The 14,251-nt window shown below is 28.1% G+C and carries 13 protein-coding genes and 1 tRNA gene; 3 read left to right on the top strand and 11 right to left on the bottom strand.

Going from position 1 to position 14,251, the window contains the following annotated elements; all coding sequences use genetic code 11:
* Positions 1-88 precede the first annotated feature (88 nt).
* Complete coding sequence (gene glmM, locus L3J60_RS03295) at positions 89-1,471, bottom strand: phosphoglucosamine mutase (protein ID WP_291974061.1); 1,383 nt, start codon at positions 1,469-1,471, stop codon at positions 89-91.
* 125 nt (positions 1,472-1,596) lie between these two features.
* On the opposite strand from glmM, the gene L3J60_RS03290 reads away from it, so the two are divergent.
* Both L3J60_RS03290 and L3J60_RS03285 read left to right on the top strand, forming a co-directional pair.
* Positions 1,597-1,749, top strand: a complete 153-nt coding sequence (locus L3J60_RS03290) for a hypothetical protein (RefSeq protein ID WP_291974060.1) — start codon at positions 1,597-1,599, stop codon at positions 1,747-1,749.
* A gap of 346 nt (positions 1,750-2,095) precedes the next feature.
* A complete protein-coding gene (locus tag L3J60_RS03285; RefSeq protein ID WP_291974059.1) occupies positions 2,096-2,257 on the top strand; it encodes a hypothetical protein in 162 nt (53 codons plus the stop codon).
* A gap of 292 nt (positions 2,258-2,549) precedes the next feature.
* On the opposite strand, the gene L3J60_RS03280 is transcribed toward L3J60_RS03285, so the two are convergent.
* The 6 genes from L3J60_RS03280 to L3J60_RS03250 form a co-directional block, all read right to left on the bottom strand.
* Positions 2,550-4,712 (bottom strand): SurA N-terminal domain-containing protein, encoded by a 2,163-nt coding sequence (locus tag L3J60_RS03280; RefSeq protein WP_291974058.1) that lies wholly within the window; start codon positions 4,710-4,712, stop codon positions 2,550-2,552.
* Between the two features lie 111 nt (positions 4,713-4,823).
* On the bottom strand, positions 4,824-6,089 hold the full coding sequence (locus L3J60_RS03275; RefSeq protein ID WP_291974057.1) for a hemolysin family protein: 1,266 nt from the start codon (positions 6,087-6,089) through the stop codon (positions 4,824-4,826).
* Positions 6,090-6,281: 192 nt separating this feature from the next.
* A complete protein-coding gene (gene lptC / locus L3J60_RS03265; protein WP_291974055.1) occupies positions 6,282-6,842 on the bottom strand; it encodes an LPS export ABC transporter periplasmic protein LptC in 561 nt (186 codons plus the stop codon).
* A 32-nt stretch (positions 6,843-6,874) separates the two neighbouring features.
* On the bottom strand, positions 6,875-8,227 hold the full coding sequence (locus L3J60_RS03260; protein WP_291974054.1) for a hypothetical protein: 1,353 nt from the start codon (positions 8,225-8,227) through the stop codon (positions 6,875-6,877).
* A gap of 31 nt (positions 8,228-8,258) precedes the next feature.
* Entirely contained in the window at positions 8,259-9,542 is a 1,284-nt protein-coding gene (locus tag L3J60_RS03255) for a hypothetical protein (RefSeq protein ID WP_291974053.1), read from the bottom strand.
* A gap of 3 nt (positions 9,543-9,545) precedes the next feature.
* Entirely contained in the window at positions 9,546-10,268 is a 723-nt protein-coding gene (locus L3J60_RS03250; RefSeq protein WP_291974052.1) for a type III pantothenate kinase, read from the bottom strand.
* A gap of 98 nt (positions 10,269-10,366) precedes the next feature.
* Between L3J60_RS03250 and L3J60_RS03245 the strand changes: the two genes are divergently transcribed.
* Positions 10,367-10,439 (top strand) — tRNA-Phe (locus tag L3J60_RS03245).
* A 35-nt stretch (positions 10,440-10,474) separates the two neighbouring features.
* Here L3J60_RS03245 and L3J60_RS03240 read toward each other — a convergent pair.
* The 4 genes from L3J60_RS03240 to L3J60_RS03225 all read right to left on the bottom strand — a co-directional run bounded on the left by L3J60_RS03240 (position 10,475) and on the right by L3J60_RS03225 (position 14,249).
* Positions 10,475-10,786 (bottom strand): hypothetical protein, encoded by a 312-nt coding sequence (locus L3J60_RS03240; RefSeq protein ID WP_291974051.1) that lies wholly within the window; start codon positions 10,784-10,786, stop codon positions 10,475-10,477.
* A 538-nt stretch (positions 10,787-11,324) separates the two neighbouring features.
* A complete protein-coding gene (locus L3J60_RS03235; protein WP_291974050.1) occupies positions 11,325-12,269 on the bottom strand; it encodes a pseudouridine synthase in 945 nt (314 codons plus the stop codon).
* A gap of 51 nt (positions 12,270-12,320) precedes the next feature.
* On the bottom strand, positions 12,321-13,259 hold the full coding sequence (locus L3J60_RS03230; protein ID WP_291974049.1) for a geranylgeranylglycerol-phosphate geranylgeranyltransferase: 939 nt from the start codon (positions 13,257-13,259) through the stop codon (positions 12,321-12,323).
* A gap of 63 nt (positions 13,260-13,322) precedes the next feature.
* Positions 13,323-14,249, bottom strand: a complete 927-nt coding sequence (locus tag L3J60_RS03225) for a mevalonate kinase (RefSeq protein ID WP_291974048.1) — start codon at positions 14,247-14,249, stop codon at positions 13,323-13,325.
* Positions 14,250-14,251 lie beyond the last annotated feature (2 nt).

Below are 14,251 nucleotides of genomic sequence, written 5' to 3'. Positions count from 1 at the left end.
CCTATTCTCGATACTAATTTTAAGCCTAAAAAGGCTAAAATTCACTCGAATTGACGAAATTTTATCAAAATGCACAACGGGTTATTATTTATAAGATTGATTTTATTTCTTTTATGAATCTTGCTGCCAATTCATCAGCACTTTTTTGTGAAATACTTTCAGTATATATTCTAATAATTGGTTCTGTATTTGATTTTCGTAAATGAACCCATTCATTATCAAAATTTATTTTAACACCATCAATAGTTAAAACATCTTCGTTTTTATAGTTAGAAGCCATTTTTTCTAAAACTTCATTTACATTAATTTGTGGTGTTAACTGAATTTTATTTTTACTCATATAGTAGTTAGGGTAACTATTCCTTAATTCCTTACAAGATATTTTTGATTCGGCTAAATGCGATAAAAATAACGCTACACCAACTAAAGAATCTCTTCCGTAATGTGATTCTGGATAAATAATTCCGCCATTACCTTCTCCTCCAATTATTGCATTGGTAGCTTTCATTTGAGCCACAACATTTACTTCGCCTACAGCACTTGCTGTATAATTTCCACCGTGCTTTTCTGTAATATCTTTTAATGCCTTTGAAGATGATAAATTAGAAACGGTATTTCCTTTAGTTTTACCTAACACATAATCGGCACAAGCAACTAGCGTATATTCTTCACCAAACATAGATCCATCTTCACAGATTAAAGCTAATCTATCCACATCTGGATCAACTACAATACCTAAATCAGCATTTTCTTTAACTACTAATTTAGAAATATCCGTTAAATGTTCTTTTAAAGGTTCTGGGTTATGAGGAAACTCGCCGTTTGGCTCGCAATATAATTCTACACATTCTACTCCTAATTTTTCTAATAAAGCAGGAATTGCGATTCCACCTGTTGAATTTACAGCATCAACTACTACTTTAAATTTTGCTTTTTTTATAGCTTCAATAGCTACTAAATCCAAATTTAGAACTTCATTTATATGTCTATTTATATAATGTTTCTTCTTTCTAAAAACACCTAAATCATCAATTTCTGCAAACACAAAAGCTTCATTTTTAGCAATATTTAATACTTCTTCTCCATCTGCTGCTGTTAAAAATTCTCCTTTATGATTTAATAATTTTAAGGCATTCCATTGTTTTGGATTATGACTTGCAGTAATAATAATTCCACCATCGGCTTCATCTAATTGCACTGCTATTTCTACAGTTGGCGTGGTTGACAAACCTATATCCACCACTTTTATACCTAAACTAATTAACGTATCACCAACTAAACCACTTACAATTTTCCCTGATATTCTGGCATCTCTACCCAAAATTACTGTAAGGTTTTTCTTTTTAGTTGATTTTTTTAGCCACATTCCATAAGCAGCGGCAAATTTCACGGTATCTAACGGAGTTAGATTTTCTCCTACCTTTCCTCCTATGGTACCTCGTATTCCAGATATTGATTTTATTAAAGCCATATTATTTTTTTACAAAAGTATTGTTATTCCTTATAAAAAAGAAAAAAGCTGCATTAAAATAATACAGATTTTTATAATTATATGGTGTCTCGTCCTGAAATAGCATTACACAAAAAACTAGTGTAATGAAAACAATTTATGTAAAACGGACTCAAAAAGATTACAGTTTAAGTTTAAAACTTCAAATAGTTCAATTAATAAAACAAGGGAACTTATCCACAACAGGGGTTCAGCGAGTATGGTATTCAGGCAAGGAGTACTATTGTAAATTGGCTTAGAAAATATGATAATTTTGATTGGAAAAATCAAACACCATCAAATATGGAAAAAACACCTGAACAAAAGCTATTAGAGATGGAGCAAGAAGTTCCTCTTTTTAAAAAATAAGTATCTCAATCAGATAAGAAAGCTATTCTGTTTGATATGATGATTGATTTGGCAGAAAAAGAATATAATATTCCAATAAGAAAAAACTACAAACCCGAGTAATAGATTTATCAAAAGAACAGTGCGGCCCAAAGTATTAGTCCTTCCTATAAATTACTTGGGGTAAGCAGACAGGTATATTATTGTTCCATTGTAAGAGTTGCAAAAGGTAAAGCAATAGACAAACAAGTTGTTGAAATGGTTACTCAAATACGTACTCAAATACCAAGGTTAGGAACAAGAAAGTTATATTATTTACTACAAGAAGAATTAGAATTTCTTGGCATTGGGAGAAATAAATTATTTAAAATTTTAAAAGCCAATCCTGAATTCAAGAACTTAACGCAACAAATCATATAACCACCAATTCACATCACAGATTCCGAAAGCATAAAAACCCGTATAGAGTATTTAGAAATTGTTTATCTAGAACAAGTTTGGGTTGCTGATATAACTTATGTGGAACATCGTTAATAATCCAATGTATTTAGCCTTGATAACCGATGCTTATTCCAAACCAAATGCATCAACAAAAAAATATAAAAATTAAAACCTATAAAACTAAAAATCTCCGAGAGTTGCAACTCTCGGAGATTTAAAACTATCTTTGTATAAACTTGTAACAGTTATTTAGGACGTCACAAATATACGTTTAAAAGAATTTTCCTCTATTATCTGTTATATCAGCATTATCTTGCAAAACCTGATATAATTGATAACTTCTTCCTTGTAATTTTTTAGTCATATTATTTCTAAACGCATTATAATTATTTAATTTAATAGGATTTTTGCGTTTAGTTACTTGTACTACAAACACTCCTTTATTACCCGAAATAGCTGGAGAGACTTTATTTAAAGCTAACGTTGACATTGCACCTACAACTGAAGGTTCATTACCAACTCCTGAAATTAACGGACTAGCTAAAGATACAGAACTTGCAAAACGAACCGTAGTGTTCGCATTTTTTGCAATCTCTGCTAAAGTAGTCCCTTTTATTTTTTCTTTTAATAAAGCAGCTTTTTTCTTACTTATTAATAATGGTCTAACCTTAGCAATAATTGATGAATTTAAAGAAATTTCATCAGCTGAAGTCATTCCTGTTAAAACTACAACAGCATAACCTCTTTTTTCGCCAACATTTATATCAAAACGCTTTGAGTTACCAATTTCTCTTTCTGGTTTATAAGACCAAGTTACAATTTGCCTTTGAGCACCAATACCTGGAACATTTTCAGATAATACTTTTAAATTAACCGCAGATTGCACTTTATAACCATCTGCTTTTGCAACTTCATCTATTTTTTTACCATCAGATAATTGTGAAGCAACCATTTCTGCTTTTTGGAAAATTAAATTTTCTGTATCTTCTGATGGCTCAATTGAACGAGCAAAAGTTACCAATTTAACTGCCTTTTTAGGTTTAGTTTGTTCGTTAATTTTAATTACGTGAAAACCAAAAGCAGTTTCAACTACTTTTATACTTCCTGTTTTATTTTTAAAAATAAAATTTGCAAAATCTTTATCAAATGAAGGTGAAAAGGCTTGGTTTTTTGTAATCCATCCTATACTTCCTCCTTTACCTTTAGTGCCATCAGAGTTAACTTTATCAGCCATTTCTTTAAATTTAGTATCACTATTTTTAACTAAATTATAAATACTATCTGCCATTTTTTTAGCGGCTTCTTTTGTTCTGTTTGAAGTTGAACGAACAGCTCCTTTGTAAGGAACAATAATATGGCTCGATTTAACAGAATCTGGCATTTTTATAACTTCTACTAATTTAGAAATTTTATAAAATCCATTTTCTTTATATGGTCCAAAAACATCACCAAGTTTACCATTAAATACAGCTTCTGAAATTTCTTTAGGAACCTGATTTTTAAACTTGTAAGAATTATCTAATAATAAATCTGATTTATTTTCAACTAAAAACTCTTCATAATTAGTAGCATTTTTTAATCCATGAGTTTTTATAATAGACTTAGCTGCATTACTATATTCTTCTTTATCATTAATATAAGAGGCTACTTTTGCTTTTACCGCTTCTCCATCAGCTTTTGAAGGAACAATATCAAATTTAATATATTTAATTGAGCGTGTGGCTTCTGGTTTATATGTTTTTGGATTATCTTTTACGTAGTTTAAAATATCACCTTTTGTAACGACAACTAAACTATCAGGAATTAGGCGGTAAGGCATAAATACAAAATTACCACTTACAGTTTCATTATTAAAGTTATAATCTCTTTCACCTTCTTTCAATGAAGCACCTAATCCGGCACTTACTAAAGTTGTATAAGCTTGTCTTTCTAAATTTTGCTTAATCTGTTTTTCAGTATTTAACCAATCTATCCAACCTTTAGTATTTCCTGATTTTGCATCATCTTCTAAAGTTGCAACATATTCTTTTAATTTTTCTTCATCAAATAGACCTGCTTTATTTTTAAATATTGGTGAGTTTTGAATTTCAGGCATTGCAACCATTGCATCCCAAATATCTTTTTCACCAACTACAATACCGGCTTCTTTAAGTTGAGTTTTAAAAATTTTCTCACTAACTAATGAATTCCAAACGGTATTCACAGCTTGCATTTGAGTAACTCTTGATCCATATTTAGCTCGATAATTTTCAACTTGTTTTGCAAAATCTTCTCTACCAATAACTTGTCCGTTTACTTCTCCAACTTCATTGGTTTTACTTGCATTGAAAAAACGTTGAATTGAACTTGGATTTAGTACAAATGCAAAAAGTGCTAATCCTACAATTAGGATTAAAAACATAGAGCGATCTCTAATTTTTGATAATATTGCCATTATAGTTTTCTTTTATTACAGTGTGCGAAAATACAATTAAGTATTTAATTATAAAAGTGAAATGGCTTTATTTAATGTGTTTAAGTAATTATTTTTTGATTTAAATACGAATTAATTCTCTTTATCTAAAACTTTAACGTAAACTTCCATAATTTTAGAAGAATCTACTTTTAACATTTTAAAATGAAGATGGTTAATTTCAATAATTTCATCTTGTTTTGGAATATTTTCATTGCAATACACAATGTAGCCTCCTAGGGTTTCATACGCTTCATTTTCAGGTATATTAAGATGAAAATTTTCATTTAAAAAATCTACCTCTAACCGTGCTGAAAATTCAAATTCTCTGTCATTAATTTTATGTTCTAAAAATTCAACAGTATCATGTTCGTCAATAATTTCACCAAATAATTCTTCAACAATATCTTCAACGGTAATAATGCCAGAAGTTCCTCCAAATTCATCTAATACAACTGCAATACTTTTTTTCTTTTTAGTTAAAATATTAAGCAAATTATTAATTAGCATACTTTCTGGAACAAATTCTACTGGTAAAACAATACTTTTTAAATTTTTTGGTTTTTTAAATAATTCAAAAGCATGAACATATCCTAAAATATTATCTAAGGAATTTTGATAGACAATAACTTTTGAATACCCAGTTTCTATAAATAATTTTTTAATGTTATTTATGGTTTCTGAAATATTAACTGCAACAATTTCAGTACGTGGAATCATAATTTCACGAGCCTTAACATTATCAAATTCTAGAGCATTTTTAAAAATTTGAATTTCAGAATCTACTTCTTCATTTTCGCTTGTGTTTTCTAGTTGTTCTGTAATATAATTTCCTAATTCTTCTTTACTAAATTCCGTTTGTAAATTATCTTTTGAGGTGTGAAAAAAGTGTTTTAACAAAAAGTCAGAGATTGCCGTAATAAAATTAGAAATAAAATGAAAAATTATATAAAAAAAATACGTTAGTGGAGCAAAAAAACGCAAGGTTTCATTTGCGTAAATTCTAAAAATTGCCTTAGGTAAAAATTCAGCAAAAATTAGAATAATTAATGTAGAAATAACGGTTTGAATTAGTAAAATTGAAAATGTGCTTAGTTCATTTTTTGGTAAAAAATGAGTAATAAAATCGCCCATAAAAAAACTGTAAACTACCAAAGCTATATTATTACCCACCAACATAGTTGTAATAAACTTTGTAGATTTTCTAGTGATTTTTGATAGAATTTTAGCAATAAAGCCTTCTTTTTTCTTTTCTAATTCTATTTGAAATTTATTAGAAGAAATAAATGCTATTTCCATTCCTGAAAAAAATGCGGACAACAGCATAGAAATTAATATGATAGCAATTTGGGTTTCCACTTATTGCTTGTTTCTTTTTTCAAATTTTTTTCTAAAACTTCGCCTAAAAAAGAACATTCCTAATGCAAGCACAGAGAATATTGCGAAAAAATACACTTTATCTTTTCCTAAATTCAAAAAAGTTTCAACAGCAAAAAAAATTGCGATTAATAAGTATCCGTATTCAAAAAGTTTCCAAATTTTATTCATGTTTTAATCTTTAATAGTTAGTACACCTGTTTGGTTTTTTACCCACCAATGTTTTAAATCTTCTGTTGCTTCAAAACCTACACCGTAAATTGTATCGGTTAAAGTATAAAAAGTAAATTTATTTTCAGTAAAAAAATAATGTGTTTTTTGATCCCAATAAATTTGATTCGTTTCTAATCTATTTTTTTGAGCATAATTATATATTGAAACATTATGTTTTATTTCAGAGACTTCTGTTTTAGCAAAGCTTTTTGCATAATCTCCTTTAATAAGAATGGAATCACCATCTTTATTTATAGTAGTTATTTCAATTCCTTTAGGAAAAACAGAATAAGGATCTTTAGTTCTATTACTAAAATCAAGCATTAATTTCGCTTTCATTTTAATATCAATTCTACCAGAATCCGTATGCCTTAAATTAATATTGTAAGCTTCTCCAATAGGTAAATTTTTATCAGCTAAAAAATCACGTACTTCTTTAACACTATTTGTACATGAAAAAAACATTGCTAATAAACTTATAAAAGCAATGTTTTTAATATTATTTTTAATTGACTTTGTCATACAACAAATATATCAATTATTAGTATGTAAAACTAGTAGTTTGGTACTCGTACAGTTTCATTAATCCAACAACCTATTCTATGTATTGAGCCAGGCTTAACACCTGCAACAAATAAATCTTTTTTAGTTGGAATATTTTTTGAATAGGCTCTTATAAACCTATTTGCTAATGAACTTACACTTGGATCAACTGATTTTGCTTTTCGTGCCTTATTTAAAGCTGCTACATATACCATTCTTTTTGAAACTACATCGGTACCACAAGAATTAGCACTTGAAGCATACAAGCTAGCTATAACTAAATAAGCCTTACCCATACTTGGTTGAAATTTTAAAGCTTTGTACGCATAACTTCGAGCTTCACTTTTTCTTCCTTTTTTACCTAAAATTTGTGCAACTCTAAGTAAACCTTGTGCTTTTTTATAAGGATCTGTTTCTTGTGCTATCGCTTGTTTGAAATAGTCCATTGCTTTTGTACTTTGTCCTTTTTCCATTAAAATACCAGCATAAAATACAGAAGCTTGTGGTGATGGGTCAGTTTTAACATATTGTTCAACTAAAGTGTCATAAAAAGGATCAGCTGTACATTCTTTAGTGTACATCCTTGATACGGCTCTTTTCAACCAAACTTTATCATTTTTCTTTTCTTCAAAATACTTTTTATTTAAAGGGATTAAATTCTCACAGGTTGAAATTGAAGCTAATTTTGCATCTAAACCACCTTCAACTAATGATAAATTAGTTAGAATTTGTTGATACAATTTTTTATGTCTAATATCCTTAGAACTTAATTTTGTAGAATCTTTTGCATTAATTGCATCAATTTTTTTAGAATATACCGCAAATTTATTATCAACACCTTCAGCAACCTCATCATAAGTATCAAATACTAACTGTGGGTTGGTATCTTTATTTTTGCTTAAAACTATATCAAAATATCGATACATATTTTTTGCTGATAAAGCTGTTGGATCTATTTTAAAAGCTTTTTCCAACCATTCATACACTTCAGACTCCGAAGCACCATGTTCAGCTTTAAAAGTTGCAATATCATTATCAACTCTGGCTAAGTTTTTTGTTGGATAATATTTAATTCTTTGATTATAAACTCTCATTACCAAATCAGCTGCAGCTTTTTTATCTGCTTCACTTGCGTGTGCTAATTTATACTTAGCTATTTTTGCTCCATATTTATAAATATTAATGGATAGGCTAGGACAATTATCCATACACCACATCCAATTATCAAAGGCGGCATCATATTTTTTAGCTTTAAAATCTCCTTTAAATAAATTATATTTTATACCGCAATCTTGATTAGCTTGTGCAAAAACCATTGGAGTTGCAACTAATAAAAATAATACTAACGCTAAAGTTTGTTTCATTTTTTTCATCATTTATGTATTTTCTTAATAATTAAAATATTTGTCGTTTTTTGAACCACTTATCATTTAAGGATAAACTTACTCTAAATTTAAAATAATTTTCTTGAACTAATCCGCTGGTGGTTTTACCTCTTTTACCGACTTCAAATCCAAGATTTAAATTTGATAAATGTTTGTTCATTGGTAATCCTACTCCAAAAGATATGCCAAAATCATGTATTGCCTCGTAATTTGTTCCATTTCCTAGTGCATCAACCGTTAATCCAGTGTTTTCAAATTTAAGACCCGCTCTATAAGTAACTCTTTGCCAATAACTTGAAATTGAGTTAAACTTTGGTATATAAAACCCACCAATTGCTATTTTATTATAATTATCGTAAGCAATTCTGGTATAGTTACTTAATACATCTCCTTTAATATTTAAAGCATTTTGGAAACTATAATCCCCCCCTGCATACCATTTACCTTCTTTACCGAAACCTACTCCTAAATTAGTTCTAATGGGTGATTTTATAGTTCCATTACTTTTCACATTTGAAATAGTATCTCTAGGAGATTCCACAGTATTATATACTAATGAGTAAAAATATTCGTCCCCTTCTGTTTTAATATTACTTTCTAATTCAAAATTTGCACCTAAATGCATATTAACTTTTTCAGATAATTTTTTATCGTAAATCATACCAACAGACATAGCATATCCCTTAATCCTAGAAACTGCTTGATATTTAGTTGCCAAGGCAATATCCTTTTTTTGATTAATTACACTATTATCAATATTACCAAATATATAATTTCCTTGCAAACCTACACTAAAGTCTTTAAATGCTTTGTAACCAAAATTAACAAATGCTTTATTTGTACCTCCATTACCATTATAATAAGAAGCCTCAATTACATTTCCATCAGTATCTTTAGTAGAAGTTATTAGAGAATATCCAACAGATGAATTGGGTAGCAATCCAAAGGAAAAACCTGCTTTATCACTTAAAGGAATCCCAACTGCTAAGTATGATAAATAGGTAAATGCCCCTTTTTGATTATTAATATTATCTTTAGCATTAATATTTACATTTTCTAAAGCTAAAGAATAATTTGTAGATTTAATGAATGCAATTGCCGCTGGATTTAAAAAATTAAGATGAAAACTATCATGAAAAGAAACTCCAACACCTCCCATACTTAATTGTTCTACTGTAGTTTGATTATTTTTATCTCCTATTCCAAAAAAAGAATATGCTGAAACATCATTAACTTGAGCGAAACTTACTATTGAAATAAATAGTGTACAAACTACTATTATTTTTCTTATCATTTATTACAAATTATAGGTCAAAATTATGTTTAATCCTTCTAATAAAAAATTAGGATTGGCAAATATGCCATTTTTTAATCTATTATTCAAGAAATTAACGTCTCCACCTGTTAAAACTATTGTTAAATCTCTATTTTTTTTTCTATATTGTTCAATAAAACTATCAATTTCGCTTATAACTCCCTTTATTACTCCAATATGAATACTTGAAATTGTACTGGTTCCAATTAACTCATTTTCAAAATTGGGGTTAAGCAAAGGTAAATTTTCTGTAAAATGGTTAAGTGACTTATATCGCATAGTTATTCCTGGAGAAATAGCTCCCCCAAAATAGTTTCCTTCTTTGTTTATAAAATCATAGGTTATGCAAGTACCCGCATCTATTACTAAAACATTTTTATTTGGATATTGAAAAACAGCTGCTGATGCAAGTGCTATTCTATCAACTCCAAGCGTTTTTGGTGTATCGTATTTATTTTTAAAAGGAATTTTAGTGCTAGCATTTAAAATAATAAGATTTATCTTTTCTTTAATCTGAGAAATTTGAGATTTATTTAAAGTTGAAACGGAAGAAATTATAGCGTTTACACATTCAAATTTATTAATACTTTCAACTACATTTTCTACTATATTTTTATGGCTAAATGTTTCAGAATGAATTATTTCACCTTTATCAAAAATAGCACTTTTTATTCTTGTATTACCAACGTCAATTACTAAGTTCATTTTATTTTTTTAATACTGCTCAAAAATACAACAGATTTTTTTAAAATTGTTTTGTCAGGTATAAAAAATACATATATATTTGCATCCGCTAAGGCAATGGTACCTTAGCTCAGTTGGTAGAGCAAAGGACTGAAAATCCTTGTGTCCCTGGTTCGATTCCTGGAGGTACCACAAAAAAGCCGAACTTTTAGTTCGGTTTTTTTATTTTAATCATCTATTAATTCAGTAGCATCTAAGTCTATATCTTCTTCAATATCAATACCCTCAACTATTGGATCAATTATAGAATCGTCACCTAATAGTTCTTCATGAATTACCATACTATCTACAAGTTGATCACTAACTTTAACTAAATAAGTAGTTTCTTCGGTTTTTACTTCAACCGCTTCAATGTATTGCCCTTTATGATTTGTGAACTTAATAATATCTCTAATTCCGTAACCGTCAGGAAACTTTTCAACGAGTAAATTTAAAATTTCAGGTGTCAATTTTTTATAATCTACAATTACTCTATTCATAACAAAAGGATTATAATTATAAGTAAATTTTCTTAACCAATTTTAATTTAATAGTATTTCAAATATATAAAATAATTGAGTTATACGTTTAGAAAACGTAATTTTTTTTAGTTTGGCTATTTTCAATTAGTTATAATTTTTAAAATTAATTTCACCTTACTTCAATACCAAAAGATAGATTATTTTAAAATATAAGAGATTATAACTTACTGATTATCAATTACAATATGAACTTCGTTTAAGTGTATAACTCAATAAAATAATTTAAACCAAAAAATGATTTTTTTAAAAGAACAAGTAAATTTTTAGCCTTGTTTATCAATAATAAATTAACCCGTTGTACATTTTGATTCTTTAAACTTACTGTTACGTCAGTTCGAGCCTGCCTGACGGCGAGGTAGATAATTTTTGATAAAAAATTGTATCGAGAACATCTGTTTTTAACTGAAAAACCTATTCTCGATACTAATTTTATGCCTAAAAAGGCTAAAATTCACTCGAATTGACAAAATTTTATCAAAATGCACAACGGGTTAAACTATAACATTTTTAATGTATTCACTTCCATTTCAGTCAAATTCCTATACATTCCTCTTGGTAAATCTTTTTTTGTAAGTCCTGCAAAAATTACTCTATCTAATTTAACCACATTGTAGTTAAAATGTTCAAATATTCTACGTATAATTCTATTTCTTCCAGAGTGAATTTTGACTCCAACTTCACTTTTTGGTTGGTTCATTATATACGAAATTTCATCAACTATTACGCTTTTATCATCTAATACAAAACCTTCTGCTATTTTTTGCATATCACTCATTGCTAGCTTTTTATCAAGACTTGCATGGTATAATTTTTGGATATGATGTTTAGGATGTGTTAGTTTTTTTGCCAACTCTCCATCATTGGTGAAAAGTAATAATCCTGTTGTGTTTCTATCTAATCTACCCACAGGATAAATGCGCTCTTTAGTAGCATTTGCAATTAAATCCATTACGGTTTTTCTACCACGTTCATCATCCATAGTAGTAATGAAATTTTTAGGTTTATTAAGTAAAACATATCTTTTTTGCTCTAAACTAATTAAGGAATCATCAAATTTAACCTCATCTGTTGGTTGAACTTTATAACCCATTTCGGTAATTAGTTTACCGTTTACTTTAACATTTCCTGCTTTAATATAAACATCCGCTTCTCGACGTGAGCAAATACCCGCATTGGCAATAAACTTATTTAAACGAACTTCATCCGTATTAAAAGTTAGGTTAGCTTTTTTATCCGTAGTTTTTGGTTTATCGCTAAAGTTTGATTTATATTTTTTTTCAATACCTCTTTTATAAGAAGATTTTTTTTGAAATTTCTGATTTCCTTCTTTTCTAGATTCATTCTTCGAAAATTTTGAATCAAAAGTTCTTTTAGTGTTTTTTTTAGAATCTCTTTTTTCGGAAGATTGTCGTCCTCTCGACGAGTTTTTATTTGGTTTCATTTTAAAAATTTTTGCAAAAGTAAGGTTATTCTTTGAATAAGAAAGAATTAACTATTTTATTAAAAGTATTCTATTAATAATTACAGAATAATCAATTAAAGATAAGCTGAATACGCCTGTAATAATTAACAATTTTAAAAGTACGTGAAGAATTAAATATTTTTTATCACTTTTATTAATCCATAAAAATAAATTAAAAATAAAAAGGACTACAATACTCACGTAAAAATAGTATTTCATTCCGCCAATTTCAGGATATTTTAATAAAAAATAAATTGGATTTAAGGTTAGAATTGTTATAAGTGAAATTAACAATTTTGTAAAATATTCTCCATATCTAACGGCAATGGTTTGATAGTTTTGCACAAAATCGCCTTTAATTTTTTCTAAATCTTTTATCAATTCCCGTATCAATAATATAAAAAACAAAAAGGCTGCGTGGGTAAATATTATTTCTGAAAAATTTTTATAATATACAAAGATTGCAAAAAATGGTAAAATTGCTAAACTTACTGCTGAAAACAATCCAATTAGTGGATATTTCTTTAATTTATGTGAATACAACCAAATTAAGAAAATATACACGGAGAAAAATAATGCAGCCCTCCAAGAAACTAAAAAGGCAAATAAAACTCCTATAAAATTTAATAAAAAATAGATAAGTAATTTAGTTTTTTGAGTAACTATAGCATCAATTTTATGTTTTATTGGTCGGTTTATTCTATCCGCATCTAAATCATAAAAATTATTAATAATATACCCCGAAGCAATTACGCAAACTGTTGAAAGTACAATAAAATATAGGTTTATATCAAGTAAAACGTATCGTAATGATTTCTCTGGAGAAAAAATAAAAATAGAAGCTAAATATTGTGCTATTACAATTAATAGAATATTATAACCACGCACCACAGAAAACAGACTCAGTATTTTTATATAAAACGGAGCTTGTTTTTTACTGTTGTTTTTAGAAATTTCTAATAAATCCATTTAAATAAGTTATAAAATTTAATAGTTAGTTTATTAAATTTTATTTGAGCATAAATTAAGTTACTAAAATCTATAAACTAGTTCCAGCTTATATTTTTTTAGTATATTTTTTGTCTTTGCATAATCTTCAGTAAAGCCTAAAATATAACCACCACCACCTGAACCGCAAAGTTTTAAATAGTAGTCGTTAGAATCAATTCCTTTTTGCCAAATAGTATGGAATGTTTTTGGAATCATTGGTTTAAAATTTTCAAATACTACTTTTGAAAGTTGCTTAACATTACCAAATAACGATTTTACATTTCCATGTAAAAAATCGTCAATACAAGCATCGGTGTATTTTGCAAAATCTTCATTTAGCATTTTTCTGAATCCTTCATTTTTCATTTTATTCATAAAAATGGTTACCATAGGTTCTGTTTCACCCATCATTTCAGAATCTAATAAGAAAACGGCTCCTTTTCCTTCTTTTTGAGATGGAATTCCGGTAGGTTCTAAATTATCTTTTGAATTGATTAGTATTGGCAAGCTTAAGTATGAATTTAATGGATCTAAACCTGAGCTTTTCCCATGGAAATACGATTCCATAAATGAAAAAATATGTTTTAGTTTAAGTAATTTTTCACGTGTTAAATTTTCTAAAACTGTAATTTTATCATCAGCGTATTTATCATAAATTGAAGCGACTAAAGCTCCAGAACTCCCTACTCCATAACCTTGAGGAATACTGGAATCAAAATACATTCCTTCCTCTAAATCAACCTTAAAATCTTGTAGCCTTAGATAAATCAACTCTTGATTTGAGTTCTCAAGATATTCATAAAAATTCTGTAATTTTTTATTTGATTTTTTTACTTCTTCAGTTAAAACGTCAGCTTTTTTTAAAGCTCCTTGATAACTATTGTATGGTATTGCCAACCCTTTGGAATCCTTTATAATTCCATATTCACCGAAAAGTAAAATTTTTGCGTAAAAAAGTGGTCCTTTCATAG

The sequence above is a fragment of the Lutibacter sp. genome (genome assembly GCF_021647475.1).
Classification (GTDB): domain Bacteria; phylum Bacteroidota; class Bacteroidia; order Flavobacteriales; family Flavobacteriaceae; genus Lutibacter.
This window is presented reverse-complemented; position numbering and strand designations above follow the sequence as displayed.

Bases quoted from the DNA above. Each gene is read 5' to 3' on its own strand.
- glmM (WP_291974061.1), bottom strand. From the start codon at position 1,471: ATGGCTTTAATAAAATCAATATCTGGAATACGAGGTACCATAGGAGGA.
- L3J60_RS03290 (WP_291974060.1), top strand. From the start codon at position 1,597: ATGAAAACAATTTATGTAAAACGGACTCAAAAAGATTACAGTTTAAGT.
- L3J60_RS03285 (WP_291974059.1), top strand. From the start codon at position 2,096: ATGGTTACTCAAATACGTACTCAAATACCAAGGTTAGGAACAAGAAAG.
- L3J60_RS03280 (WP_291974058.1), bottom strand. From the start codon at position 4,712: ATGGCAATATTATCAAAAATTAGAGATCGCTCTATGTTTTTAATCCTA.
- lptC (WP_291974055.1), bottom strand. From the start codon at position 6,842: ATGACAAAGTCAATTAAAAATAATATTAAAAACATTGCTTTTATAAGT.
- L3J60_RS03260 (WP_291974054.1), bottom strand. From the start codon at position 8,227: ATGAAACAAACTTTAGCGTTAGTATTATTTTTATTAGTTGCAACTCCA.
- L3J60_RS03255 (WP_291974053.1), bottom strand. From the start codon at position 9,542: ATGATAAGAAAAATAATAGTAGTTTGTACACTATTTATTTCAATAGTA.
- L3J60_RS03250 (WP_291974052.1), bottom strand. From the start codon at position 10,268: ATGAACTTAGTAATTGACGTTGGTAATACAAGAATAAAAAGTGCTATT.
- L3J60_RS03240 (WP_291974051.1), bottom strand. From the start codon at position 10,786: ATGAATAGAGTAATTGTAGATTATAAAAAATTGACACCTGAAATTTTA.
- L3J60_RS03235 (WP_291974050.1), bottom strand. From the start codon at position 12,269: ATGAAACCAAATAAAAACTCGTCGAGAGGACGACAATCTTCCGAAAAA.
- L3J60_RS03230 (WP_291974049.1), bottom strand. From the start codon at position 13,259: ATGGATTTATTAGAAATTTCTAAAAACAACAGTAAAAAACAAGCTCCG.
- L3J60_RS03225 (WP_291974048.1), bottom strand. From the start codon at position 14,249: ATGAAAGGACCACTTTTTTACGCAAAAATTTTACTTTTCGGTGAATAT.